This is a genomic window from Actinoplanes sp. CA-051413, from assembly GCF_050955795.1.
Taxonomy (GTDB): Bacteria; Actinomycetota; Actinomycetes; order Mycobacteriales; family Micromonosporaceae; genus Actinoplanes.
Genome location: NZ_CP192100.1, coordinates 2,912,210 through 2,937,627 on the forward strand (window position 1 = coordinate 2,912,210; position 25,418 = coordinate 2,937,627).

Here is a 25,418-nt window from a genome sequence, read left to right on the forward strand (position 1 = left end):
TCCAGTGGGTGTATCCCTATCCGGTCTATTATGCGTCGGTGACGCATGTATCCGCCCCCAGCGGCGAGCCGGCTTCCTGGATTCATGTCGGGCGGCAGCCGATCTACGACCGTAGCGGAGACGTGGTCGCCTACGAGCTGCTGTTCCGCGATTCAGCGGCAGCGCAGAGCGCCTCGCGGAGCACCGCGCAGGCCACCAGCCAGGTGATCGTGGCGGCCTTCACCGAGTTCGGCCTGGCCGAGCTGGTCGGGTCGAGGGCGTGCTTCGTCAACGTCACCCGCGAGTTCCTGACCGGCGAACTGCCCGTGCCGTTCGACTCCGACCAGGCCGTTCTGGAGATCGTGGAGACCGTCGAGGTCGACGACACGGTCATCGACGGGACCCGGGCGTTGGTCGAGCGGGGTTTCACCATCGCGCTGGACGACTTCGTCTGGGGCGCGGGAGCTGAGCGCCTCCTGGATTGGGCCACCTACGTCAAGGTCGACATGCTGGACGCCGACCCGGCCGGCGTGGCCGAGACGGTTGAGCAATGCCGCCGATACCCCCACATCCAGTTGGTCGCCGAGCGGCTGGAGACCGAGGAACAGTTGCAGCACGCCATGCAGCTGGGGTTCGACTTCTTTCAAGGCCACGTGCTCGGTCGCCCACATGTGCTGTCGACCGCGTCGATGTCACCGACACGCGCCGCCAGGCTTCAGTTGATCGCCGCGTTGAACGCCGACGAGGTCGACTTCGACGAGGTGGTGTCGCTGATCAGCCGGGACCCCGCGATCACGTACCGGTTGTTGCGGGCCACCAACTCCGCGGCCTCCGGTCTCGCCGCACGCGTCTCCTCGGTCGCTCAGGCCGCCACCCTGCTCGGCCCGGCGACGATCCGGCAGTGGGTCACGCTGATGCTGTTCAGCGACCTCACCGACGCCACCGAAGACCAAGTGATGACGACATTGATCAGGGCCCGGCTGTGTCAACTTCTCGCCGAGAAACTCCGCTTGTCGGGCGGCGCAGCCTTCACCGTGGGACTGCTGTCCGGTATCGCGGACCTGCTCGCCGAAAACCCCGCCCGGCTGATCACCGAGCTGCCCTTGGCCGACGACGTCGTTGCGGCGCTGACCGCCGAGGCCGGAGACCTCGGCCGGGTCCTGCACGCCGTACGCGCATACGAACAAGGACAGCCGACCGCCGGTGCGGTCATCAACGCCGAAGACATGATGGAGATCTACCTGTCAGCGGTGAGCTGGTCCACCCACACCGTGAGCGGCGCCCTCACCGATCAACCCCTGCGCCGGGTCGACCTGTCACGTTGAGCCATCCAGGCCATGCACGGCCGGCACGCGCAGGGTCCGCGCGCCGGGCTCGCCGCCGAGGATCACCTTGCGCAGGGCGGCGTTGTTGTCGGTACGCAGTTCGGCCAGATGCTCCTCGGGGTTGGCTCGGACCTCGATCCAGTACGTGCCGTTGGGCAGGTCGGTGACCTCGAAGGACTGGCCCGGGAGGAACTGCCCGTACGTGTCGCCGTTGCCGATGTCGAGCACCTCGCGCACCGCCACCGCCGTGTTCTGCCCGCACGAGGTGGCCAGGCTGGTGTTGCCCGGCCGCCACTTGGCCAGCGGCATGGTGTAGTCCACCGGGTCGGTGTTGGCGAGGCAGAACGCCTCCTTGCCGGAGCGCACGGCCAGTTCCTGGCCGGCGTCGAGCAAGTTGTACTGGGCGAAGTCGGTGAAGTGCCAGTGCAGGTGCCCTTCGCGGGCGTCCCACTGCATCGTCCCGGCGGGCCGGGCTCCCACTTCGGTACCGGCGGCGTCGTAGAAGTACTGGTACGCGTCCATGAGGTCCTCGCCGGTGCGGCGGAAGCCGTCCACCACCAGCGGAGAGGTCCCGCCGTTCCAGACGGTGGCGGCGAAGGTGATGTACGCCTTGCCGTCGGTGTCCTGCTGCAGGGCGATGTCCCAGGCGGGCAGCGAGCGCAGATCGGGCTTCGGGCCGGTCGCCGGCACCGCGGCCAGGGTCGCCGGCACCTTCGCGGGCGGCCGGAAGCGCGGGTCGTAGCCGGTCACCTGGGCTGCCGGATCGCCGGCTGTGGCGTGCTGGTGTGCCTCGGTGGCCGTGCGGGCCCCCGCCTTCGCCGCCGGGGCCGACGCCTGGCCCACGCCGATGTCAACCACGGTCAGGTCGAGGTTCACGGTGGCGTCCGCGGCGGGCACGGCCAGCCATTCCCGGTACGGATCGTTCAGCCGTACGGTGACCTGGTATTCGCCGCCCGGCAGATCGATCTCCGGTTGCCCGGTCCAGGCCCCGTCGCCGCGCGGGACGGTCTCGATGGGGGTGGCCCAGCCGGCCGGGATGCCCCAGACCGAACCGAGCAGGAACGGATTGCCGCTGCCGCCGTCGCCATAGCCGTGCCAGCCGCAGTCCAGCGGGTACGCGTTCTGCGACGGGCCGTCCGGGCGGCTGCGCACCGAGCGTTCCGAGTTCGGGCACCAGTCGGTCGTGTAGTCGTGGACCACCGCGCCGGCGGCGTCGCGGATCGTGATCGAGGTGAAGTCCTCGAAGCCACCGAACGACGTGAACAGGCCGGCCGGCAGCGGGGTGCCGTTGAGCTTGGCGACGATCGGCTGCGCGTACGACTTGCGCTTGGCCCGGATGTCAAAAGGCTGCGTCCCGGCGACCATGTGAATGCCGAGATCGAGATCGAACCAGATGTAGTCGCCGTCGACGAACCGTTGCACCACCGGGTGCGCGGTGGCGGAGCGGAAGGTCAGGATCGGCTGAGCGACGGCGGCGGCTGCGACGGCAGGCCCGACGCCGACAACGAGCAGTGTGGTAACGGTCAGGGCGGCCAGTGGACGTCGGATGTGCATAGATCCCCCTCGATGCTACATTCGGCCAACGTAACACCGCCTCCTCCAGACGGAGAGCCGTCGTCCACTTGCGGACACTCAGGCGAGACCTAGCCGGCTTCAGCCCTCCGCCTTGAGTACCTCCGGGGTGAGCAGCGCATCCGCGAAGTCGGCGCGGGCAGCGGCCACCACTGCCGGGTCGGGCTCATCAGTGGCGAACCATGGTTCCAGGTCGCGGGCCTGAACCAGGTGGCGGCCCCCGGCCAGGGGCTGCACGTCCCAGCCCGGCAGTGGGCCGAGCCGGGACAGATGAGCGCCGGTCACCACCTGAATCCCGTGGGCGTCCGGCACGTACCGGTCCCACAGCCGCCGGTAGCGACGGACCTTGGCCTCGGTCACGTGCGGCAGTGCCGGAACGGCGCCGGCCAGGTCGATCCAGGAGGTGACCTCGTAGCGGCCGGTCCGGATGAAGGCGACGTCGAGCCGGTCCGCGAACTCCAGGAGTGGTGCGCGCACATGCTCCACCCGCGCGCGCCAGTCCGGGTTGTCGTCACCGACCTGGCAGGTGACCTGGCCCCAGGCACCAAGATCAGCTCGCCTCACCGCTGCCGATGCGCCGTAGGCGATTCCTGCGGTGTGGTCGTGCTGGGCCGCCCACACCAGGTGCTCCGCGACGTCTCCGCCGGAGAACTCCTGCCGGGACCGCCCCATCGCGAGCTGGACGGCGGCGTCGGGCAGGGCTGCCCAGTTCACCAGGTACCGGCACAGCGCCGTGGTGGTCCCGGCGTCCACCGCCCACCGGGGCGGTCCCCACCGGCCGACAGTGCCGGGTGGTGGTACCTCGGCCATCCGGAAGGCGAGGTAGGCCGCCGGCCTGATCGCGGTGTCGAGGCCGACCGTCCCCGCGGACGGCGGCACCGGGGCCGGGGTCACCACTCCGGACCAGCCGTTCCGCGTGAGCGCTCCGGTGAACGCGGTGAGCCAGGACCGGTTCTGTTCGGCCGTCCCGATCAGGTCGAGGAAGACCACCGGACCGTCAGGCGACGGTTCGACGCTCTCCGCCCACACCGTGTCCGGGCGCACGCTGCCGTTCGCATGGGCCATCGCGTCGCCGGCCGCGGCCATCGCGTCGGCCAGCGACCGGTGCGACTCTCCCTCCGCGCCGCGGAAGAGCAACTGCAGGGCGTCGGCGTTGAGTTCCAGCCGCCGGTTGATGGCGGCCAGCTCCGCCACCACTCCCGAACTGTTTGCTTTTGTCATCGCTCTTGACCCTCCGTGCCCGCCCACATACCTTCTGAGCACATTACCGGGGCCGACACGCTCCACTTTGCTGGTTCGTGGGCCCTGCACGGGGAGGGCATCGATGATGCGCGCGTTCCGACGAACCCTGCTGGCTCTGCTCATCTGGTTGGTGGCACTCGCGATGGTGGTGTCGGCCGGCACCAACCAGGCCGTCGCGGCCCCGCCCCCACCAGAGCCCGGCCTGGCCTCAGCGGGGACCGGTGACCCGTGCAACCCCAACAGCACGCAGAGCGTCCTGATCGACGATAGCCCGCCCCAGTGCATCGCTGAGGAGACGCGCTCCACCCGGGTGCGCGTCAAGAACAGTTGTATCACCGGAACGAAGGCGCTGTGGCCGGACGCGACCTACTCCAAGCTGGAATGCCGTGGCGGTGACGGTATCCAGGCCGAGGCGATCGCCCAGGCCCGGGCCATCGCCCAGCTGAACGCCCGCGGCAGCTACGGCCCCAGTTCGCCCGGTGGCATCAGCCCGAACCTCCAGTGGGAAACCCAGATCTCGGGTGGCGGGCGACCCGACCTGTTCATCTACGACCGGGGCAACCCGGACGGCGGCGTCGGCCTGGTCGAGATGAAGATCGATGAAGCCGGCGGCGGTGCGGGCATCCCGGGTGCGCAGAGGGACATGGTCAAATACCTGGCCGCCTTCCCGGAAACGGCGAGCGGTCGGGATGTGAAGGCGTACTCCATCCCCGGCGGGTTCACCGACCGGTTCTTCATCACGTTCGGACCCTGCAAATACTTCCCCGACCAGGAGTCCGGCAACTGGTACACGACGCACACCGTGCCGGGCACCCCCGGCGTTCTGGTGTCGGACACGGTACGCCAGGAGTGCCCGCGGCGGTCGTCCCAGGGGGATGAGGAAGACCGGTACGAGGGCGAGATCGGTGCCGACAGGAATCACAACAACATCGACGACTTCCTCGACTACTTGGCTGATCACCCCGAACACTGGCACCTGCCCAGCCGGATCCCGAAGTGGTTCGCGCCGGCCAAGGAGCCGGTCCGGGTCCTTCTGACCGAGGACGCGCTGCTGGCGTTCGAGGAAGGCCTCGTGGGGGCCGGTGAGAGCGGCTTCCCGGCGCTGATCGAGGCGATGGGCGGCGTCGCGGTCGAATCGCAGGCGGCGATCGCCACCGGTGACGCGGTCGCCCTGGGCATGACCGCGGAGGAACTGGCGGTGGCCGAACTGCTGCTTGCGGATGCCGGAGTGATCACGCTCGGCACCGCCCTGGTGGTCGCCGCGGTGGTGATCGTGGTGGCAGTCGCGTTGGTGGCCCTGTGGAAGCTCTATCACGGACAGGGCAACGTCTACGGCGAGCCGCATCTCGGCACTCTGGACGGTCTGGCCTACGACCTGCAGTCGCACGGCGAGTTCCACCTGATGCAGGTTCCTGATGCGGATATCGACCTGCAGGCCCGGTTCGAGCCGGGGGCTATCACGAACGCGACCCGGCTGAAGGCGATCGCGTTCCAGATGAACGGCACCCCGGTCGAGATCCGCGACAACGGCACCCTGCTGGTGAACGACGAGGTCCAGCCGACCAGCAAGGTGTGGATCGACCTGGGCAACGGCGGCGTGCTGTGGCGCAAGGGCAACCGGATCATCGCGACGTTCCCGGGGGCCGACCCCACCACGCTGTCCCTCAACGGCACCGACTTCACCATCAAGGTGCCCGCCGGGGTCCCGACCCGGGGACTGCTCGGCAACAACGACGGCATCCCCGGCAACGACCTGGTCACGGCCTCCGGTGAGCAGGTCACCGGAGCGTCGGCGGCGGTCCTGCACGGGCGGTACGCCGACTCGTGGCGGATCACCCAGTCGGAGTCGCTGTTCACCTACGCCGACAGTGAGGACACCGAGACCCACACCAACCGGTCGTTCCCGCCGAACATCCTGACCTTGTCCGACTTCTCCGAGGCCGAGCTCAACGCCGCTGCCACCGCCTGCCGGGCCCAGAACGTGCCCGAAGGGCCGCAGTTCGACGACTGCATGTTCGACATCGCCCTGACCGGAGACGACTCGTACGCGCAGTCGGCCGCCGCGGTGACGGACTTCCTGCAGGACCCCACCGCTCGTAGCGTGTCCGCGAGCGGCACCCTGACCGAGGGGTACGAGGGGACCATCCCGGCCAACCTCAGGCCGGTGAGCCTGGTGACGGTGCCCGACGGCAAGGCGGCCGGGCCGGTCTTCGACAAGAGCGGGTACAGCTTCTCGGTCCCCGCGCTGCCGAGCCACGCGGACGTCACGGTCGCCCTCGACCTCTACGTGTTCGGCATGCGCGACGGTGAGCCGGCGACCGGCAGTGTCGCGATCAAGGCCGACGGGCTCACCCCGGTCACCGTGGGGTTCACGCCTACGGCGGCCACGGTGACCGCCGGACCGGGCCAGGTCACCTCGCTCGGGGTGGGCGAGTCGGCGGCCGGGCAGTTCAGCCGGTACCGGGTCACCTTGCAGGGCGGGCACCTGTCCGACCATCTGCGCGTCTCGTTGGAGCCCAACGGGTTCCGGGGACTGCTGGGCACCAGCCTGGCTGTTGACAACCTGTCGGTCGCGTTGACGCTGGTAGCACCTCAGAACTTCACCGTCGGGACCACGAGCACGGTGTCGGACGGGGTGCCCGCGGCCGGCGCCGGCCAGATCGAGACCCGCGCCTCGCACGACGTCTACTCCCTCACCGTGGCGGCCGGGGCGTCGGAGTACCTCGACCTGCGTACCTGTCCCCGAGGGCTGGCCTACGACGTGTACAACGCGGCCAAGGCCAGGGTGAAGAGCGGGACCTGTACGGACGCCGAACTGATGAACCTCGCCGCCGGCACGTACACCATCGATGTGCACGTCTCGCCGACGGCCACGGTTCCGGCGTCCTACTCGTTCGCATTGAGCCCGGTGGCCGCCGACGTGACCGGTACGCTCGCCACGAACGGCACCGCATCCACGGTCACCACGACGGTGCCGGGGCAGAACGCCCGGGCGACCTTCTCCGCCACCGCGAATCAGCGGGTGATCGTCACCTGTGCCGAGACCACCGCGCTCAGCTCGGTCAGGTACACGCTGCTCGACCCGTCCGGCGCGACGGTCAAGACGGCCTACTCCTGCCCGAGCTCCGGCCTGGCGTTCGACACCGTCACCCTGCCCACGGCCGGGACCTGGACGATCGCGATGAACCCGACGGCGACCGACGTCGGTGCGATCACCCTGACCGCGCGCACCGTACCGGCAGACGTGACCGCCACCGCGACGGTGACCGGCACGCCGGTCACGGTGAGCACGACCGCGCCCGGCCAGGACGCGAAGGTGACGTTCACCGCCACCGCCGGGCTGCGGATCTACGTCAAGTGCTCGGAGACCGCGAGCCTGTCGTCGGTGCGCTACAGCCTGCTCGATCCGGCCGGAAAGGCGGTGAAGACGGCCTACTCCTGCCCCTCCTCGGGAACGGTGTTCAACACCACGACGCTGGCGACCGCCGGTACGTACACGGTGCACCTGAACCCGACCGCCACCGAGGCCGGCGGCGTGACCCTGACGCTGTTCGCAGTCCCGGCGGACGTCACCGCGACCTCGTCGGCCGACGGCTCGCCCGTGACCGTCACCACCACCACGCCCGGGCAGAGCGCCCGGTTCACCTTCGCCGGCACCGCCGGGCAGCGGGTGTACGTGACCTGCGGCGAGACCGCCGGGATCGGTGGCGCCACGTATACGTTGTCGGACCCGACCGGGGCCTCCATGAAGACGGCGTACTCGTGCCCGACTTCCGGTAAGGCGTTCGACACCACCAAACTGGCCACCACGGGCACGCACACGATCACCGTCGACCCCGACAACGCCGAGATCGGCACGATCACGCTGACGATCTACTCGGTGCCGGCCGACGCGACGGCCACCGCTACGGCGAACGGCAGCGCGGTCCCGGTGACCACCACCCAGCCGGGCCAGAACGCGAAGGTCTCCTTCACCGGTGCTGCGAACCAGCGTGTCTACATCACCTGCTCCGAGACCACCGCCCTGGGGACGGTCGGCTACGCCCTGCTCGACACGGCCGGAACCGCGGTGAAGACGGCGTACTCCTGCCCCAGCAGTGGTGCTCTGTTCGACAACCAGACGCTGACCGCGGCCGGGACCTACACGATCACGATCAACCCGTCCAATGCCGAGACCGGCACCACCACACTTGCGATTTACACCGTGCCGGCGGATGTCGCGGTGGCGGTACCGACCAACGGAACGGCGACTGGCGTCACGACGACAGCGCCGGGCCAGAATGCCAAGGCGACCTTTACCGCTACAGCCAATCAGCGGGTATTCATCACCTGTACAGAAACAACAGGTCTCGGGTCGGTCAATTACGCGCTGCTTGATCCGGCCGGCACCACCGTGAAGACCACATCATCCTGCCTCAGCACCGGAACGCTGGTCGACACCCTGACGCTGACCGCGGCCGGTACCTACACGATCACGATCAACCCCGACAACGCCGAGACCGGCACCACCACACTTGCGATTTACACCGTGCCGGCGGATGCCGCGGTGACGGTACCGACCAACGGAACAGCAACCACCGTCACCACGACAGCGCCCGGTCAGAATGCCAAGGCGACCTTTACCGCGACAGCCAATCAGCGGGTATTCATCACCTGTTCAGAAACAGCAGGCCTCGGGTCGGTCAATTACGCACTGCTCGATCCGTCCGGAACCACCGTTAAAACAACGTCGTCCTGCCTCAGCACCCGCACCCTGATCGATACCCTCACGCTGACCGCGGCCGGTACCTACACGATCACGATCAATCCCGACAACGCTGAGACCGGCACCACCACACTGGCGATCTACACCGTGCCGGCCGATGCCACGGTGACGGTACCGACCAATGGAACAGCAACCACCGTCACCACCACCGCACCCGGCCAGAACGCCACGGCGACCTTCACCGCGACCGCGAGTCAGAAGATCCTGGTCACCTGCGCGGAGACGGCGAGCCTCGGATCGGTCAACTACGCGCTGCTCGACCCGGCCGGAACCAGCGTGAAAACCGCCAGCTCGTGCCCCAGTTCAGGAACCCTGTTCGCCAGTACCACGCTGACCGCGGCCGGCACCTACACGATCACCATCAACCCCGACAACGCCGAGGTCGGCACCGTCACCCTCGCGGTGAAGCCGGGGTAGGGCCGTCAGGGGCCTGCGGGCCGGCGGAGTGCGATGTCACCCAGCGCGGATCGGTACGGCAGTGCAGTGCGCGTCGACCCGGTCGACCAGCAGGTCCTCGGGTGTCGGGTACCGGCGGCGCAACGCGGCAACGGCATGCTGGTGAGCCAGGCGGTCGTACGGTGTCTCCTGCATCCTGGCCACCGACTCCCGTACCACCGACAGGAAGCCGACCGGCCACCGAACCCGGTGCACCGCCCGGACCACCCTGCTGTCCCGGTCGGCCAGCACGATCCGTACCCCGTGCGTACCGTCGACGCCGGCCGGTCCCTCCTCGGCCGGAACCAGACGGGGGTGGAAGGTCACCTGCGCCCAGGGCAGCACCGGGCCGAGGCGGTACAACAGGACCCCCGCCGCGCCGACGTCGATCCACGCGAATCGGGTCGGGGCCGCGGTGACCGCTTGCACTTCCAGCTCGTGCGGGCGACTCAGCGCCAACAGCAGCTCCACCGGCGCCCCGGTGACCATTGTCAGGCCGGCATGCTCCGGGAGCGTGACGTCCGGATCCAACCGGCTGCCCTTGCTGAGGACGGTATGCACATCCCCAGCGTATTGGCAGGGGAGCGAGCCCGCGGGCGCTTGGCCGACCTGGTCGGAGTCAGGAGTTACGCACTTGCCAACTAGATAGTAAGCGCGCATACTAGTTTGCATGAAGACGATCGCCACCGCTCAGCTCACCTCCGACGTCCGGCCTCAGGCGTTCTTCGATCGCTGGGCCGACATGGCCACCTGGCCGGAGTGGAACACCGACACCGAATGGGTCCGCCTCGACGGACCCTTCCGCACCGGCGCGACCGGGACGCTGAAGCCCAAGGGTGGTCCGGCCACCCGGTTCGTCGTCACCTCACTCGTGCCGGGCCACGAGTTCACCGACGTGTCCCTGCTGTTGGGTGCGCGGCTGACGTTCCAGCACCTGGTAGCCATTGATGCGGGCGGCCGCACCACGATCTCGGTGCGGGTGACCCTTGCCGGCCCGCTCGCCTTCTTCTGGAACGCTGTCCTGGGCAAGAACATCGCGAAGGGCCTGAGCGACGATCTCGCCCGGCTCGAAGCCGCCGCCCGTACGACCGAGGTGCCGGCATGAATCACTGGCTCGGTGTGGTGTGCCGTGACCACGTCCGGCGTGGCACCGAGCGCGGCATCGCTCAGCTCGGTCACGGCAAGCGGGACGGGCTCGCTCGACTCGCGGCCGGCGACTGGCTCGTCTACTACTCGCCGCGGACCAGCTTGCGCGACGGCGAACCACTGCGGTCTTTCACCGCGCTCGGCGTGGTCGCCGACGACGAGATCTGGCAGGCACACGAGGGACACTTCCATCCGTGGCGGCGCCGGGTCGACTACCTTCCGAACGTGGTCGAAACACCGCTCCGGCCGCTGGGTCTGGCCTTCACCGCTCAGCCCGGTTGGGGTGTCCAGTTACGTCGCGGCCTCGTCCAGCTCACCGATGACGATTTCAGCCGGATCCACCAGGCCATGCAGCAACATAAGGTAGCGGCATGAGTCTGGCCACTCGCCACGACAGCGCCGACGAAAGCCCGGGCCTGCTGTTGTGGCAGGTCACCAACCGGTGGCAGGCGGCGCAGCGGGCGGCGCTGAAACCCTTCGACATCACCCACGTGCAGTTCGTGCTGTTGGCGACGCTCACCTACCTGGAGACCTCCGGGCCCGTGACCCAGAAGGCTCTCGCCGACATGGCGGCCACCGACCCGATGATGACGTCCCAGGTGCTACGCGCGCTGGAAAGCCGCGACCTGGTACACCGGCCCCCTCATCCCAGCGATGGGCGAGCCCGGGCGGTAGCCGTCACCGTGGCCGGACGTGACCTCGTCAACAAAGCTGTGGTCGCGGTAGAGGCCTGCGATGCCTCCCTGTTCGCCGTCCTCGGCGCAGAGCTGCCGGCATTCACCAAGGCACTGCGGACCCTGCGTCAGTCCTGATGACCCGTGCTCCTGGGCGAACCGGCCCGCGAAGCGTGCATGTAACCGGGGTGGAGGAGTCAGGACTGCTCGACGGGCACTGCAGCCGGTGAGGGCGTGTCGACCAGCCGGGCGAGCAGTTGGAGGCGTTCGCTGTCGGGACTGTTCTCCTCAGCGGTGTAGGCGACGATCATCATTCCGGGTGACGCGCCGGGCAGCCGGTAGGCGTCCCAGTCCAGGTTGAGCTCGCCGACAAGCGGGTGAATGATGCGCATCCGGCCGCGGGTGGTCTCCTCGATGTCATGCCGGCCCCAGAGCGTACGGAACTCGTCGCTGTTCACCGCGAGCTCACCGACCAGGCTCAGGGCTCGCGGGTGGTTGGGGTCAGAGGCCACCGCGGTACGCAGCATGGCGGTCAACTCGCCGACGGTCGCCGCGCGGTCGGGGCAGGTCAGGTCAGCGCCCGGCTGCAGGAGCAGCCACAACATGTTCCGCTCCGGCGGCGGTAGGGCGGTCAGCTCGCCAAGCAGGGCACCAGCCAGCGGATTCCAGGCCAGCACGTCGAGGTGCCGGCCGACGACCATCGTCGGTGCGGTCATCGTGCGCAACAGCCGCAGTGTGGTTGCGGGCACCACCTCGGGCGCGCGACGTCGGCGTCGGTCAACCGGTCTGCGGGCGGCGGCGGCGAGCGTGTACAGATGCCGGCTTTCCTCCGCGGAGAAGTTCAGGGCCCGCGCGAGCGCCTCCAGCACCTGGTCGGAAGGCCGCACGTCGCGGCCCTGTTCCATTCGCTGGTAGTAGTCGGAGCTGACACCGGCCAGCAGGGCGATCTCCTCCCGCCGCAGCCCGGACACCCGGCGGCGCGGCCCGGGCTCCAGTCCGACGTCCTCCGGTCGTAATCGGGTCCGCCTGGCCTTCAGGAACTCCGCAAGCTCGCGGCGGGGATCGTCGTCCATGCCGCCCAGTATGCCTTCGGGTGCCGACTGGAAGGTGGGTCCGGTTGTCCCAGGAAAGGCCGGTCGACCATGATCGCGGTCCGGCCCGTCAAGCTCGGTGCGGCAGACGTCGACGACCGAGAGGACCAGAACCATGAAAGCCGCTCAGATCTTTTCGTACGGCGCACCCGACGTTCTCACGGTGACCGAGGTCGAGCGGCCCGAGCCGGGTCCAGGTCAGGTCCTGGTCGCTGTTGCGGCGTCCAGCGTGAACGGGCATGACGCGCTGGTTCGCTCGGGGGCCGCGAAGGTGATCTCAGGTCGCCGGTTCCCGATCGGTGTCGGTCTGGACTTCGCAGGCTTCGTCGCCGCCACCGGCCCGGACGTCGACAGCGTCCGGGCCGGCGATCCGGTGTGGGGCACCGTGCACCCGAGGGAGAAGCATGCCATCGCGGGCGCGGCGGAGTTCGTCGTCGTCGCGGCGGACCGTGTCGGCCCCGTACCCGTCGGGTTGTCAGCGCTGCAGGCTGCGGCGCTGCTCGTTCCCGGAATCACCGCCTTGGCCGCGCTCCGCGGCGCCACCCACATGGAAGCGGGCGAAAGAGTCCTCGTTCGTGGGGCGGCCGGCGGGGTCGGCACGGCCGCGGTCCAACTCGCGCACGCATTCGGCGGCCGGGTCACCGCCCTGGCCCGAGCCCGGCACACCGCCGCGCTCACCGACCTGGGCGCCGAATGCGTCCTCGACTACCGTCAGACCGCAGCCGAGGAGACCGGCCTGTTCGACGTCATTGTCGACACTGTCGGCACCGACCTCGCCCGCTACCGCCGCCGACTCACCAAGAGCGGCCGGATGGTAACCGTGGGGCTGTCCGGCCCCGCGATCGCCGCGATCGCCGCGTCCACCGTCTTCGGTTCCCGCCGCATCCGCACCTTCAGCGCGAATCCACGTGCTGCGCAGCTCACCGAACTCGCCGAACAGGTCGCGTCCGGAGCGGTGGCTCCGGTGATCGACGGCGTGTACTCCCTGAACGATGTTGCCTCGGCGCACCACGCTTTCGACAAGGGCGGCGCCTTGGGCAGGCAGATGGTGCAGATCGCAGGGAGCGACGCTACCGGTCAGTGAGCACAACAAGGGCGAACGAATCGAGTCGCGCTGCGCTCGCCTCGGCGGATCCGTGCGGGCAGTACCCGTCCGTGCAGTCGGTGGAGGTCAGCGCGCGGCGTGGCCGGCCACTCGTCCGCGGCCCTCATTTTTGGCGTGGTAGAGCTTGCGGTCGGCGTCGGTGAGCAGGGCCGGTAGTTCCTGGCGGCCGCCGGTGTGGACGCCGATGCTGATCGACACGGTGAGGCCGGCCGCGACCTCCTCCCACGGATGCCCACGGACGGCGTCGAGGATCACCCGGGCACGTGCTTCGGGGACGTCCGGTCCGACGTCAGCCAGAATCACCACGAACTCGTCGCCGCCGAGCCGGGCGGCGAGGTCCACCGGGCGCACGTTCGAGGCAAGCACCTGCGCGATCCGGGCGAGGACGACGTCGCCGATGTCATGGCCGAAGGTGTCGTTGACGCCCTTGAAATGGTCGACGTCGATCATCATGACCGCGTAGCCGTCCTGGTTGTCGGTCTCTGCCGGGATCGCCGGTTGTAGCAGGCCGGTCAGGTAGGCCTGGTAGCCGCGCCGGTTGGCGAGTCCGGTCAGGTCGTCGACGAGAACTTGGTGGCGCAGCTGCTCGTGTTCGCGGCGCCGGCGCTCCACGGCGATCGCGTCCCGCACGCCGATCATCTGGTTAATGCGGGCGTTCCAGCGCAGCATCACGAGTTCGTCGGAGTAGGCGGTGGCGACGGCCGGCGTGCCCGGCTGCCGGGCGGCGATGCTCATGCACAGCAGCCGGGTGCTCGCCGGCATCAGCTCATCGTCGATCCGCTCGGCGTGTCCATCGGCCAGCCGGGCTGCGCGAACTGTCTGTCCGTTCCGGGCGGCTCGGATGGCCGCGCTGACGGCGATGATCGTGGCGGTGGCGGCGTCGTCCCACTGGGGGTCCAGGTGGCACTGCGAGCTGCCCGAGGACCCGGCCAGGGCTGCCAGGAGACACAGGTGACGGCGGTATTGGGACACCCAGCTCGGCGGCCAGCCGGCGTCGATGGCCTCGAGGCCGGCGGGCAGGCTCGCGGCGGCGCGGGCCCCGGCAGCGGCCCAGTCACCGAGGGCCGCCTCCTCGCTCGCCCAGTCGAGGGCCAGGTCGAGCCGGTTGAACGCGACGGCGCGCCGTTGCCGGTGCACGGTCGAGCTCCACCGAGGGTCGTGGTCTTCGCCGAACGCCTCAGCGAGCAGCTCGTACTGCTGCGCGGCAAGTTCCCAGAGGCCCAGGGCGTGCGACACGTTCGCGACCTCGATCATGGCAGCCGCGCGGTGCACCACGGGAGCGCTCGAGCCGTCGAGCAATGCGACCGCACGCACCAACAGGCTCATCGGTGACTCGGTCAGATCCAGAGCCTGGCGGGACTTCACCCGGCGGGCCGCCGTATGAGCGAGCGACAGGGCGTACAGAGCCGGATCCTCGATCCGGCTCGCGATGTCAACCATTGCCTGGATGTGCGCCGAACCGTCCTGGCCGGCGTAGGCCGCGACGAACGAGGTCGCGAAATGGACCAGGACCCGGACGTCGTCCCAGCCGTGGGCGGCCGCCTCGACGCCGGCCACATTGGCTTGAGCTGCCGCGTCCTCACCTTGGGAGGCCTCGACGAGGGCATAGGCGCGCACGATCGCAGCGGAGTGAGCCTCGTCCGACCCGTCGGCATCCGGCACGGCTCACCCCCTCATCGGTGTTCGTGCCGTCTTGTACATCATCGAGCCGCCGACCCTGAACCTGAGGGATCGGGCGTGGCGCAGCACCGCAGCCCAGCGACGGGTGCGAGATCTGCCAGATCATGGCCGACGGCACCGAGGTACCGCCGGCGGGCTACTCGAAGGCGCCGAGGTCCGGCGCCTTTCCGGTGAAGGGCGATCCGACGTTGACGCCCTTGTCGATCAGGGCGCTGGCCGGGGTGGGACGCAGGTGAGGCAGCACCGGCAGGCTGCCGTCGGCCTGGCGGGGCCCGTCCCAGCCGGTGATCGAAACGCTCTGGAACTGGGCGTCCGACAGGGCGATGCCCAGGTTCCAGGAGTTCGACGCGGCGGTCGTACCGGTCATGTTCGACGTCAGGGTGCCCGTGTACGCGAGATTGTTGCGCAGATTGCCGCGGCCCACCGCGGCGTTGCCCGCGTCGACGCCCAGCATGTTGAAGTCGGGGTGGTTGCCGTAACTGGTGTTGTTGAAGAAGTCGTTCGCGACGGGGTGGTGGTTGGCGTAGAAGCCCGCCGCCTTGTTGGCGAACGCCACCGAGAAGCGGACGGTGTGCTTGACGGCGGCCGCGTCGTAGGCGCCGCCGTAGCCGCCGGCCTTGAAGCCGTTTCCGTTGCCGGCGCTGCTGGTCGTGCCGGGCAGGTATCCGTTGCGCCATGCCCACGATTTCTCGATCGTCACGGGCGAGTAGGCGTCGATGAGATCGAACCCGTCGTCGGCGTTCCACCACGCCCGGCAGCCGCGGAAGACGTTGCCGGCGGTGCCGGCCTTCATGTAGTGCGCGCCGAAACCGTCGGCGTTCTCGCCGGGCCCGTCGGTGCTGTTGGTGTCGTAGTTGTCGTGCGAGTCGGTGTTGAGCACCAGGTTGCCACCGCCGCCGTTGATGAAGAGGCCGGTGCCCATGATGTGGTGGATGTTGAGCTGCTCGAAGGTGTTGTTGCTGCCGGAGATCCAGATCCCCCAGGACTCGGCGTTCAGCTTGTTGTTCTGCTTGACACCGGAGATTTCCAGCCCCTTGAGGTGGATCCAGCTGCCGGTGACGTCCAAGCCCTTGAGCCGGCAGTCGTCGGCCATCCTGGCGAAGTCGAAGACCGGCTTCTCGCCCGGGAACGCCCAGTAGCGGATCGGGTTGCCCGGGGTGCCGCTCTTGTTCAGGGTGATCCCGTCGACCCGGGCGGTCTGGCTCGCACAGGCGGTGTTCGCCTTGGTGTAGGCGTAAATGCCGCCGCGGAAGTAGACCGTGTCGCCGGCCGTCGCGACGGTCTGCGCCTTGGCGATCGACTTCCACGGCGCGGCCTGCGTGCCGGCCGCGTTGTCGTTACCGGCCGGCGCCACGTAGTAGGTGGCACCGGCTGCCGCGCTGCTCTCGTCGGCCGAGACCGCGACGATGCCGATGGCGCTCGCCAGCACGGCCGAGCCCAGCAACGCGCGGGTCAAGACTCTTGACTTCATCAGGAACCCCAGGTCACAGGAAGCCGTCGAGGGCGGCTGTCGGCCTACGGGTGGCCTCGTCCCAGGCGGAGCTGTTGTAAGCGGTGAGAGACGGGTAGCCCTCGGGCTCCCAGAAGAAAGTGCCGAGACCGCCGAAAGCCTTGATCCCGGAGACGAACGCTTTCAGCGAGTCGCGCACCTGGGTCGGCTTGCCGACCGGCCCGCCGTACTCGACATGCATGATGGGCTTGCCGTACGTGGTCTGGATGGTCTGCATGTTGGCGAGGATGCCGGGCACGTTGCCGCCCTGGCCGTACGAGGACAGACCGGTGATGTCCCACCTGCCGCCGTTGGACCGGTAGGCGTTGAGGAAGTTCTGGACGCCGGCGAGGTTCTGGGGCTGGGCCAGGTGCACCAGCACCGGTGTGCTCGGGAAGACCAGTTTGGACATGTCGTACGCGGCGTTGAGCAGCCCGGTCATCTGGGCGGGTTTGCTGAGGCTGCCGGTCGGCTTGCAGATGCCGGAGTTCTGCTCATTGCCGATCTTCACCCAGCCGGGAGTTACGCCGTAGTACTTGATCACGTTCAGCGAGTGGTAGACGTAATCGTTCATCGCCTTCAGCATCTGGGCGTAGGTCATGCCGGCCCACGCCGCCGGCGGGTTCTGCACGCCGGCCGAGTTCCACGTGTCGCCGAAGTGGAACCCGAGCAGCACCTGCAGGCCGGCGTTCTTGGCTCGCTGGGCGAGCTGCGCGGTCTCCTCGATGCTGCAGTGCCCGTTGGTCGGGTGGCTGGACGGGTTGACCCACGTGCGCAGGCTCACCGCAGTGATGCCGTAGTCCTTGAGGATCGACAGCAAGTCCCGCTGGACGCCGTTTCTGTCCTTCCAGATGTAGCCGCTGGCCTCGAGTTGGGGCAGCCAGCTGACGTCGGCGCCCTTGACGAAGGCGGCAGCCGCGTCGGCCGGACCCGCCAGAACCGTGGTGCCCAGCGCAAGCGCGCCGGCTCCGGCGGCCGCGCCGAGCAGTACGGAGCGGCGCCGCAGCCCGCCCGGGCTCTCCAGGTCTTTCAGTGACATCCGTACACACCTCGGTCGGGGATGGGGAGGGGATGGGAGGCAGCGTTGTGACCGTTCACAGCGGACCATGACCACCCAAGACTGTCAAGCCTGTCTATATGTTGCCGACAAATCGGCAGCTCACAGCCCCCTCAATACGAATGATCAGAATCTGGCAGGCAAGCAGGTAGCCACCGCGAACGCGGCGGCCGGCGGATGCCGGGTGGACTACACGATCGCGAGCCACTGGGACGGCGGCTGCACCAGCGATGTCAAGATCACCAACTTGGGCGATCCGGTATCAGGATGGCGGCTGACCTTCGCCTTCGCCGGTGGGGAGCGCGTGGGCAACGCCTGGAACGCGACGCTGACCCAGGCCGGCAGCCAGGTGACCGCGGTGAACGTCGGCTACAACGGCAATATCGGGACCGCCGCCGTCGCGAGCTTCGGCTACCAGGGCACCGTCTCCGGCACCCACGCCAAGCCGACCGGCTTCGCCCTCAACGGCGTCGCCTGTACGGGCGCGGCCACCACCAGCCCGCCCACCGTGCCGCCTTCCAACCCGGCCCCCTCCAGCCCGGCGCCCACTACTCCGCCGCCGAGCACGCCTGCTCCCACCACCCCGCCGGCCAGTGGCTGGGACCCGCCGGCCACCTTGTCCGCCGCGCTGGATCAGGTCTGGCAGCACCAGGAACAGACCTACAACAAGTGGATGGACGTGATGGCCGGGCACAACGGCTGGCCGTACACCCAGGTGCCGGTGAAGGTCGTCGGCTGGGCGGTCCGGGACCGGGCCCAGCTGGAGTGGACCGACAACTCGGTCGACATCTACGTCGACAACATCCGGGAGAACGCGCCGCAATGTCCCGAGCCGTGCGGCCGGTTCTTCAACCAGTCCGGCACCTACCCGAACTGCCCCGGCGGCGCCGCCCGGCACTACGACCAGTCACTGTGGCTCACTGCCGGGTTCAGTGGCGGCGCCGGCGGTCGGCGGCTCCCTGATGAAGGCCGGCAGCGCCACCCGGATCACCGACTTCGACGCGTGGATGCTGCGCGACTGGTGGCGGCACCTGAAGATCCGCTACGGCTTTTTGCAGACGATCAATTCCGGGCCCGTACCAATTGTGCGGATGCCCTGATCGAGCGACTTCCCGGCCAGTGATCGACAAGAAACCGCCGTTGACTTCCAGTAATTCATCCCCTTCAATGGGTGTGCCGGCACGGGGGTGCGGCGAACGCGATCGAACGGCGATGTCGAGGGCTTTCTGATGGCCGGCGCCGCCATGACCCCGTGCACAAAAATCGGGGCTTGGAGGATCGATGCGCACCAAACCATTCTTAGTGAGAACGACACTGGTCGCTTCCATGGCGGCATTCTGCTCGGCATTCGCGATTACCGGGCCGGCCTCGGCCGACACGGACAAGGGCGCACCGCTTTCCGATCAGGTTCACGCCGAGGGCGCCACCGCTGAGGTGCTCGCCCTCATGCGCGACCAGATTCCGCTGGACCGGGCGGCCGATCGCATCGAGAGCTCGACGAAGTCGACATCGGCGTCGGGCCTGGGCGGCTTCATCGTCGACGCCGCCGCGAAGACGCTGAACGTGTACTGGAAAGGTGCGATCCCCGCGACCGTCCGGGCGGAAGAATCAGCCGCGGCGGGCAGCGGCATCAAGATCTCCGTGCATCCGGCCGCCTTCACCCTGCGCGAGCTGGAAGCCGAGCGGGATCGCCTGGCCACGCTGCACATCACCGGCAAGGCGTCCGGCCCCCGCGTTGTCTCGATCGGCCCGAAAGCTGACGGTTCCGGGCTGGAGGTCGGCGTCGCCGGGACACCGGCCGGGTCCGGCAAAGCGGTGCAGCAGGCCCTGACCGGTATCACCAGCAAGGTGACAATCAGCGCCGTGGCCTCCGAGGGACCCGTCGCGACCTCCCGCTACGGCGACACTTCACCGTACTGGGGCGGTTCGTACATGGAGCGTCAGGTCGACGCCACCCACATCGCCAGCTGCACGACCGGATTCCCGCTGAAGACCTCCTATTCAGGACAGCCCAAAGTCATGTTGACCGCCGCTCATTGCGGGCAAGGCTTCTGGTACAACGGCACCGGTTTCGGCATCAACAGCCTCATGGGCGGAACCTTCCCCGACGAGGACCGCACCCACGACGCCATGATCGTCGCGATGCCCACCGCCGGCCGTCAGTACGACGGCGGCTCCATCGCCGGCGAGGCGGCCCAGTTCTCCAAGCCGATCCGCGGCCAGTTCGGCAACCGGACCGGCGACTCCGTCTGCACCTCGGGATCCTTCTCCGGCGCCAACTGCGGCATCACGGTGGCCGCGACCGGGCAGACCATCACGATGGGCGGCTTCGGCACGGTCAAGAACATGGTCCGGGCGGAGAAGAACGACCGAACCGCGTCCGTCGGCAACGGTGACAGCGGCGGCCCGGCGTTCAGCCTCACCTCCGACGCCACCGGCGTCTACGCGCGCGGCACGATCAGCGCCATCTCCGGCAACCAGGCCGACTGGAAGACCTGCCGCGGCGTGCCCGGCGGAGCGAACAGCGACCCCAACGCCCGGCATTGCTCCTGGAAGTTCTGGTACCCCGACGTGCTCGTCCAGCTGCAGGGTCTCAACGCGGCCGTCGGCGACCGGACCTTCCGGGTTCTGCTGGACGGCGAGTGACCCGGCGCGGTGCGGGGCAGCCCTGCTATGAGGGCTGTCCCGCACCGCTCGGATAAGGCACACCCGAAGGCCGGAAGATCTGGCCGGGAATCGGTGTCGCGCTGCCGTGCACCAGCCGCACCGCCTGCGCGCCGTAACGGTCGTCGAAGGCGGCCTGCCAAGCCCCGGCTTCCTCGCCGATCATCACCTCGACCGCCGAGCCGTCATAGGTGGGACCGGCCCCGTTCACCGTCACCGCCCGGCGTTTCCAATAGGCGGCGTCGGCCATCACCTTGTCGGTCAAGCTCGCCATCTGCCCGGCGGTCCACCGCGCGTCACGAAACTCGATCCTCGGGGTGGACCAGCGGGCTCGTACCGCGTCATCGAGAGCATGGTCCGGCACCCGGTAGACCACCAGACTGTCGTTCGCGGCATCCACCCACATTCCGGCGAACGAGTTCGGGTATCCGCTGCGCAGGAAGTCCTCGATCCTTGCGGATACGACGCTCAGACCCGGATCCGAAGCGGGTGCCGGCCCGGGGCCGCCGCCGGCGTCACCCCGGTCCGACGCACAAGCCGCGACGGTCACCAGCAACACGGCGACGGCACAACACCTGACTGTACGCATCCGAACTCGCGCTCCTGGCCACATGTCGATGGGACGTCCCACCACGGACCACCGGTTCCCTTCTCGTCATGTTGTCGACGCCAAGGGTGTCGGTGAAGCGTCGCGACCAGCGGCACCCCCGGCGGCGGCGAACTCGGGGACGAGCGAGCACGGTGCTGAAGAGGCGCGGAATGAGACAGTGGCCCCCGGCGGGTGCCGGGGGCCACGGGTCGGCCGTAGGTCAGTTGTTGCCGGCGGCGTTGCACTTGACGGACTGGTCGATGCAGTTGCGCACCCGGGCGGCCTGCGCGGCGGGCAGCCAGGCGTTCATGAAGTCCCCGTGCATCGACGACGCCATCCCGGAGGCCAGCGTGAACCCGGCGGTGGTGCCGTGGACGGGGTAGTCGATGACGAACGACAGCGACGGGATCGTCACCGGGAACTTCCCGCTGGCGCAGGTGCCGTCCGGACCGGTCGGTCCGACGTGGTCCTTGTGGTTGGGGCTGTCCAGGTGCACGCCGTCCCAGCAGTCGGGGAAGACGAGCTGGTAGGTCAGGTTCGCGGTCGGGGCGCAGATCGGCCAGTTCCCGTCGGCGCTGCGGCCGGTCTGGCCTCCCGGGCCGGCGCACCAGAACTGGTTGCCGCTGCTGGGGACCTGCAGCTTCGCGTCACCGGCGATCATCCGGAAGCCGGGCGGGAACGGCTGGGTGCGGCTCGGGTCCTTCAGCCGCGAGCCGTAGTAGACGGTGACCCCGGCGGGGTCGATGACCGTGCCGTTCTGCAACAGCGAGGGGATCCAGTACGCGGACAGGTCCTCGGCCGGGGTGCAGGTGGTCACGGTGTGCCCGAGCAGGGACTGGTTGGTCGAGTTCGCGTTGGTGCTGGTATTGCCCAGGAAGGTGTGCGCGTGCGAGGCGCCGGCCATCCCGGGGAAGATGATCGGGTCGTCGTTGAGGTGGTGGCTGACCGTGCAGCCGGCGTTGAACTCCGGGACGCGTACCACGTTGCCGGTGATCGGCCGCGGGGTGAGCGCGAAGAACGCCGCCGTGTCGGCAGCTTGCTGGGCCGCGTTCACCGTGGGCCATCCGGGGCCTGAAGTCCCGGTGGGGGTCGGCGTGGCCGGGGTGGTAGGTGTGGTGCCGCCGGCCGCGGTGACGGAGAACCAGTTGAGGTTGACGAAGTTGCCGGCCTGGGGGCTGGTCAGGGTGAGAAAGACCGTCTGCGCGCCGGTCGGGTGGGTGTTCGCCACCGCGGACGTGGTGGTCCAGGTCTGCCAGCCGCCGGTCGAGGTCACCGGGATGCTGGCCAGCACGGTTCCGGTCGCCGATCCGGTGCGGAACTGGATGCTGCCGGTGGTGCCGCTGTCGGACGCCAGGCGTGCGCCCAGTGTGATCGCGCCGGCCGCTCCGAGGTCCACGTTGTCGTACCGGAGCCAGTCACCGTTGGCCAGGTAGGCGACGTTCTGCCCGCCACCGGTGTCGACGGTCGGTTCGACCTGCGCCCCGGACTGGCCGGCGTACGACTCGGCCTGGACGGTGACCGTGGTCGCCGCCGAGGCCGATCCGGCGGCGGCGGCGAGGCCAGCGGCCACGAGGGCGCCGGTGAGCGCCACACCGAGAGCAGCACGACGCACGGTGCGGCTCCGCGTCCGGGATTTCCTGGTGGAGAGGGCTGTGGCATGTCGGGTCGCTCTGCCACGGAACACAGGGGTTGTCATGGAGCTGCTCCTTGGGGATCGGGGATGTGTCGGAGCCGTTGCGAATCTCAACCTTGAACGCGGGGAAGCGCTCTCTTTGGTGCCCACTGTGAACGTCCCGTTAATGGCTGTCAATGCCTGGTGCCGCTCGGGGAAGCGCTTCCCTAGTCAGGCGACCAGGCAGATGCCCGCCGGGCATCGCCGGCCCCCGCAGTGGATCCCCGCCACCGTCGTCGGTATGAGCTGGGCCCCTCTCGGTGCCGCCGCCGTGGACGATCTCCGTGCCGGGCAGGCGGTAGCATTCCGCTTGTGCGGTGACTGATCCGTCAGCCGACGATGCTTCGGGTCGCATGGTGGGACGACCACGAGAGCGGGTTGCAGTGAGCATCCACTTGTCCAAGGGAGGCGCGCTGCGGCGGGTCGTCCTCAGTTGCGACGTGGCGGGATGCCCGATCCAGGTGGAGCCGCCGGCCACCGAGGCGTGGCGCAATGACACGGACGCCCGAGCCTGGGCTCGTGAACACGCTGTCGGCTGGAGGTCGGACCCGATCCGCCAGACTGACTATTGCCCGGCACACGCCCAGTTCCGTGAGGCCCCGGCTGGCGGCGACGCCCCGCCGCGGCCAACGGCAACCGTTCGGGATCGTTCCGGCAACCCGCTCAACCGCGACGAGTACGCCGAAGCTCTCGGGAAGCGGCTCGTCGACGGCGACCGGTCAGCGGGACGACCTGTGACGCTGACGGCGGCTCAGGCTGCGGTCGTGGCCCGGCTGCTTGACGAGCTGGCCGGCGTCTACCGTGGGGAAAGCCTGGGGACAATCGCCCACGAGCTTTCCACACTGCTCGACAGGAAACTCCGCGATCAGGAATGATGGTCGTGGCTACCTTTGGGCGCCTATTGCTGCGGTCCGCAGACGCGGAAGACGGGGTAGTCGGCGGCGACCTTCTCGAAGGCGGCTACGTCCGCGTGGTGATCCACCGGGATGTGCGGCCGGGCGCCCGGTGCCAGTTGGAGATATCGCTGCAGGATGGGGGCGCGACGGGCCGGATCGACCTCCACGAGGCGCACCTCCTCGCGCCGCCCGGCGCGGAGAACGGCCGCCCCGCCCGCCGCGCGGACATTCGCCACCCATGCGGTACGCGGGCCCAGCATGGCCACCAGATAGCGTTCGCCCTGATAGTCCGTGGGCACGAGCGGCAATGAGATGGTGCGGCCACTACGCCGGCCGCGGACCTCCAGGGTGACCAGCCGGCTGGGCCAGAGCCCAGACGAGGCGATCATGGCGGTGACTCGATTCATGATCGACGCCAGTCGGTTCGGCCGTCCGGATCGGTACATGGACCGAACCATCCGGCCAGGCCGCTGTCCGCTCTGCTGAGAATCTTTCATGGCGTCTCCGATCGTTGAATGACACAACCGCTACCGCCATCGATCAAGGCCGGGACGGCGACTGCCGTGCCTGGTCACACGACGAGCGATCGAAGCACGTTGCGGTCGTGCGGACAGTCGTCAGGTGGCCGTCCCCGACAGCGGCTTGCCGGTGACCAGCGGGGCACCACCGATCACCGACCACTGACCTACGTCGGCCGCAGCCGGATATCGGTGCGCGGGAACAGTCTGCGAAAAAACGCTGAAGGGGGCCGCAACGGGCAACTGCAAGCCACCGGGGTCCAGGGCGACACGACGACCCTACGCCTGTCCGCACCGATCGTCGTCGGGCCGCCGCCAGGCCGGTCCACCACCGCGGTGATCGTCTTCCGGCGCCGCCCGCCTCGGAGAGCCGGCGGAAGGGCCGAAGGTCCCGCCGGTGGGATTGCTTCGGCCCTGGCCGGCCGGGTTCGGCCCGGCGAGGGTGAATCCATGACGACTCTCGGCCGCGCGGTGCCCTCCGCCGCACCGCACCGGGCCCCATTGGCGAACCGGTTCATGGTGCGCCTGCTGGGTTCCCGGATGCGGCACCTCGCCGGCGGGAAGCTCGCCGTGCTTCGCTACACCGGCCGTACCGGAGCGTTGGTGGCGGTGCCGGTGCAGGCCACACGCGACGGTGACGACATCGTGGTGATGTGCGGCGACGCCGCGAACAAGCAGTGGTGGCGCCATTTCCGCGCCGGGGCGCCGGTCGAGGTGTTGTTGGAGGGCGCGTGGCGCTGCGGCACCGGCCGGGTGGTCACGGGCACCGACAGTGAAGCCGCAGCAGCGTATCGGAGAACTTACCCACGGTTGACGGTCGAGCTCGACGCCATCTTCGTCGTGGTGGCCCTCGATGGACCTGCCTTGGCCCGGCCGGCTCTGCGTGGCCCGCGGCTGGTGCGTTCGTGGTTCTTGACGGTCACGGCGGCGGAGTTCCTCGGCTTTGCCGTCGCGGCCTGCGCCGGTGCGGTGACTGCCGACGCCGCAGCGGGGGTTTCGGTGCCGGCCCTGCTCGCGGCCGGGGCGCTCGAAGGCGGCATGCTCGGCTGGGGCCAGGTCACCGTACTGCGCCGGGCGTTGCCCGGCGTGGGGCGACGGCAGTGGATTGTGGCTACCGCGGTCGCTGCGATGATCGCGTACGCGATCGGGCTGGTGCCCTCCACCTTGGCCGGGTCGATCGGGTCCTGGCCGGTGGCTCTCGTGGTGCCGGGCGCGGTTCTGCTCGGCGCTGCCCTCCTGGCGTCGATCGGCACCGCGCAGTGGCTGATCCTGCGCCGCCACGTCACCGGCGCGCTCCGCTGGATCGGTACCACCGCGCTCGCCTGGCTCGTCGGTCTCGGTGTGTTCCTGGGCTTCGCGATGCCGCTGTGGCAGCCCGGGCAGCCGTTGGCATTGACCATCGCCATCGGCGTCGGCGGGGGTCTGCTGATGGCGGCCACTTCTTCTCTGATCACCGGCATGGCGCTGCGGCACATGCTCCGTTGACCGACCTTCTTCGGATCTGTCCAGGGGCAGCGGC

20 protein-coding genes are annotated in these 25,418 nt (G+C 69.0%); 10 read left to right on the plus strand and 10 right to left on the minus strand.

Features of this window, described 5'->3' with window-relative positions; translation table 11 throughout:
• Window positions 1-8 precede the first annotated feature (8 nt).
• Complete coding sequence (locus tag ACQP2Y_RS13890) at window positions 9-1,304, plus strand: EAL and HDOD domain-containing protein (RefSeq protein WP_433728013.1); 1,296 nt, start codon at window positions 9-11, stop codon at window positions 1,302-1,304.
• Here the strand turns inward: ACQP2Y_RS13890 and ACQP2Y_RS13895 are convergent.
• Complete coding sequence (locus tag ACQP2Y_RS13895) at window positions 1,296-2,858, minus strand: lysyl oxidase family protein (RefSeq protein ID WP_433728015.1); 1,563 nt, start codon at window positions 2,856-2,858, stop codon at window positions 1,296-1,298. The genes ACQP2Y_RS13890 and ACQP2Y_RS13895 overlap by 9 nt on opposite strands.
• 99 nt (window positions 2,859-2,957) lie before the next feature.
• Window positions 2,958-4,097, minus strand: a complete 1,140-nt coding sequence (locus ACQP2Y_RS13900; RefSeq protein ID WP_433728018.1) for a hypothetical protein — start codon at window positions 4,095-4,097, stop codon at window positions 2,958-2,960.
• Window positions 4,098-4,200: 103 nt separating this feature from the next.
• Between ACQP2Y_RS13900 and ACQP2Y_RS13905 the strand changes: the two genes are divergently transcribed.
• Window positions 4,201-9,300 (plus strand): VWD domain-containing protein, encoded by a 5,100-nt coding sequence (locus ACQP2Y_RS13905; RefSeq protein ID WP_433728020.1) that lies wholly within the window; start codon window positions 4,201-4,203, stop codon window positions 9,298-9,300.
• Window positions 9,301-9,336: 36 nt separating this feature from the next.
• On the opposite strand, the gene ACQP2Y_RS13910 is transcribed toward ACQP2Y_RS13905, so the two are convergent.
• Window positions 9,337-9,879, minus strand: a complete 543-nt coding sequence (locus ACQP2Y_RS13910) for a hypothetical protein (RefSeq protein ID WP_433728022.1) — start codon at window positions 9,877-9,879, stop codon at window positions 9,337-9,339.
• Window positions 9,880-9,988: 109 nt separating this feature from the next.
• Here ACQP2Y_RS13910 and ACQP2Y_RS13915 point away from each other — a divergent pair, with 109 nt between their 5' ends.
• From ACQP2Y_RS13915 to ACQP2Y_RS13925, 3 genes are read left to right on the plus strand one after another with little or no spacing between them, the layout of a single operon-like run.
• Window positions 9,989-10,423 (plus strand): SRPBCC family protein, encoded by a 435-nt coding sequence (locus tag ACQP2Y_RS13915; protein WP_433728025.1) that lies wholly within the window; start codon window positions 9,989-9,991, stop codon window positions 10,421-10,423.
• On the plus strand, window positions 10,420-10,839 hold the full coding sequence (locus ACQP2Y_RS13920) for an EVE domain-containing protein (RefSeq protein ID WP_433728027.1): 420 nt from the start codon (window positions 10,420-10,422) through the stop codon (window positions 10,837-10,839). Before ACQP2Y_RS13915 ends, ACQP2Y_RS13920 begins: the two co-directional genes overlap by 4 nt.
• Complete coding sequence (locus tag ACQP2Y_RS13925) at window positions 10,836-11,276, plus strand: MarR family winged helix-turn-helix transcriptional regulator (protein WP_433728029.1); 441 nt, start codon at window positions 10,836-10,838, stop codon at window positions 11,274-11,276. The genes ACQP2Y_RS13920 and ACQP2Y_RS13925 overlap by 4 nt, the downstream gene beginning before the upstream one ends.
• Window positions 11,277-11,335: 59 nt before the next feature.
• Here the strand turns inward: ACQP2Y_RS13925 and ACQP2Y_RS13930 are convergent, their stop codons facing one another.
• A complete protein-coding gene (locus ACQP2Y_RS13930) occupies window positions 11,336-12,211 on the minus strand; it encodes a helix-turn-helix transcriptional regulator (RefSeq protein WP_433728031.1) in 876 nt (291 codons plus the stop codon).
• A 133-nt stretch (window positions 12,212-12,344) separates the two neighbouring features.
• Between ACQP2Y_RS13930 and ACQP2Y_RS13935 the strand changes: the two genes are divergently transcribed.
• On the plus strand, window positions 12,345-13,313 hold the full coding sequence (locus ACQP2Y_RS13935; protein WP_433728033.1) for an NAD(P)-dependent alcohol dehydrogenase: 969 nt from the start codon (window positions 12,345-12,347) through the stop codon (window positions 13,311-13,313).
• 87 nt (window positions 13,314-13,400) lie between these two features.
• Here the strand turns inward: ACQP2Y_RS13935 and ACQP2Y_RS13940 are convergent, their stop codons facing one another.
• The 3 genes from ACQP2Y_RS13940 to ACQP2Y_RS13950 all read right to left on the minus strand — a co-directional run bounded on the left by ACQP2Y_RS13940 (window position 13,401) and on the right by ACQP2Y_RS13950 (window position 17,542).
• Window positions 13,401-14,951 (minus strand): GGDEF domain-containing protein, encoded by a 1,551-nt coding sequence (locus ACQP2Y_RS13940; protein ID WP_433728035.1) that lies wholly within the window; start codon window positions 14,949-14,951, stop codon window positions 13,401-13,403.
• Window positions 14,952-15,150: 199 nt separating this feature from the next.
• A complete protein-coding gene (locus ACQP2Y_RS13945) occupies window positions 15,151-16,485 on the minus strand; it encodes a right-handed parallel beta-helix repeat-containing protein (protein ID WP_433728038.1) in 1,335 nt (444 codons plus the stop codon).
• 13 nt (window positions 16,486-16,498) lie between these two features.
• Window positions 16,499-17,542, minus strand: a complete 1,044-nt coding sequence (locus ACQP2Y_RS13950; protein ID WP_433728041.1) for a glycosyl hydrolase 53 family protein — start codon at window positions 17,540-17,542, stop codon at window positions 16,499-16,501.
• Between the two features lie 67 nt (window positions 17,543-17,609).
• On the opposite strand from ACQP2Y_RS13950, the gene ACQP2Y_RS13955 reads away from it, so the two are divergent.
• Both ACQP2Y_RS13955 and ACQP2Y_RS13960 read left to right on the plus strand, forming a co-directional pair.
• Window positions 17,610-18,683 carry a cellulose-binding domain-containing protein gene (locus ACQP2Y_RS13955; RefSeq protein ID WP_433728044.1) on the plus strand — a complete coding sequence of 358 codons (1,074 nt, stop codon included), beginning with the start codon at window positions 17,610-17,612 and terminating at the stop codon, window positions 18,681-18,683.
• A gap of 323 nt (window positions 18,684-19,006) precedes the next feature.
• Window positions 19,007-20,206 (plus strand): hypothetical protein, encoded by a 1,200-nt coding sequence (locus tag ACQP2Y_RS13960; protein WP_433728046.1) that lies wholly within the window; start codon window positions 19,007-19,009, stop codon window positions 20,204-20,206.
• Between the two features lie 25 nt (window positions 20,207-20,231).
• Here ACQP2Y_RS13960 and ACQP2Y_RS13965 read toward each other — a convergent pair whose 3' ends face one another.
• Both ACQP2Y_RS13965 and ACQP2Y_RS13970 read right to left on the minus strand, forming a co-directional pair.
• Window positions 20,232-20,600 (minus strand): hypothetical protein, encoded by a 369-nt coding sequence (locus tag ACQP2Y_RS13965; RefSeq protein WP_433728048.1) that lies wholly within the window; start codon window positions 20,598-20,600, stop codon window positions 20,232-20,234.
• Window positions 20,601-21,033: 433 nt separating this feature from the next.
• Window positions 21,034-22,425, minus strand: coding sequence for a DUF1996 domain-containing protein (locus ACQP2Y_RS13970; protein WP_433728051.1), 1,392 nt, complete (start codon window positions 22,423-22,425; stop codon window positions 21,034-21,036).
• Between the two features lie 443 nt (window positions 22,426-22,868).
• Here ACQP2Y_RS13970 and ACQP2Y_RS13975 point away from each other — a divergent pair, with 443 nt between their 5' ends.
• Window positions 22,869-23,360, plus strand: coding sequence for a hypothetical protein (locus ACQP2Y_RS13975; RefSeq protein ID WP_433728053.1), 492 nt, complete (start codon window positions 22,869-22,871; stop codon window positions 23,358-23,360).
• Between the two features lie 23 nt (window positions 23,361-23,383).
• Here the strand turns inward: ACQP2Y_RS13975 and ACQP2Y_RS13980 are convergent, their stop codons facing one another.
• On the minus strand, window positions 23,384-23,770 hold the full coding sequence (locus ACQP2Y_RS13980; RefSeq protein WP_433728055.1) for a nitroreductase/quinone reductase family protein: 387 nt from the start codon (window positions 23,768-23,770) through the stop codon (window positions 23,384-23,386).
• Between the two features lie 669 nt (window positions 23,771-24,439).
• On the opposite strand from ACQP2Y_RS13980, the gene ACQP2Y_RS13985 reads away from it, so the two are divergent.
• Window positions 24,440-25,384 (plus strand): hypothetical protein, encoded by a 945-nt coding sequence (locus ACQP2Y_RS13985; RefSeq protein ID WP_433728057.1) that lies wholly within the window; start codon window positions 24,440-24,442, stop codon window positions 25,382-25,384.
• The last annotated feature ends 34 nt before the right edge of the window (window positions 25,385-25,418 follow it).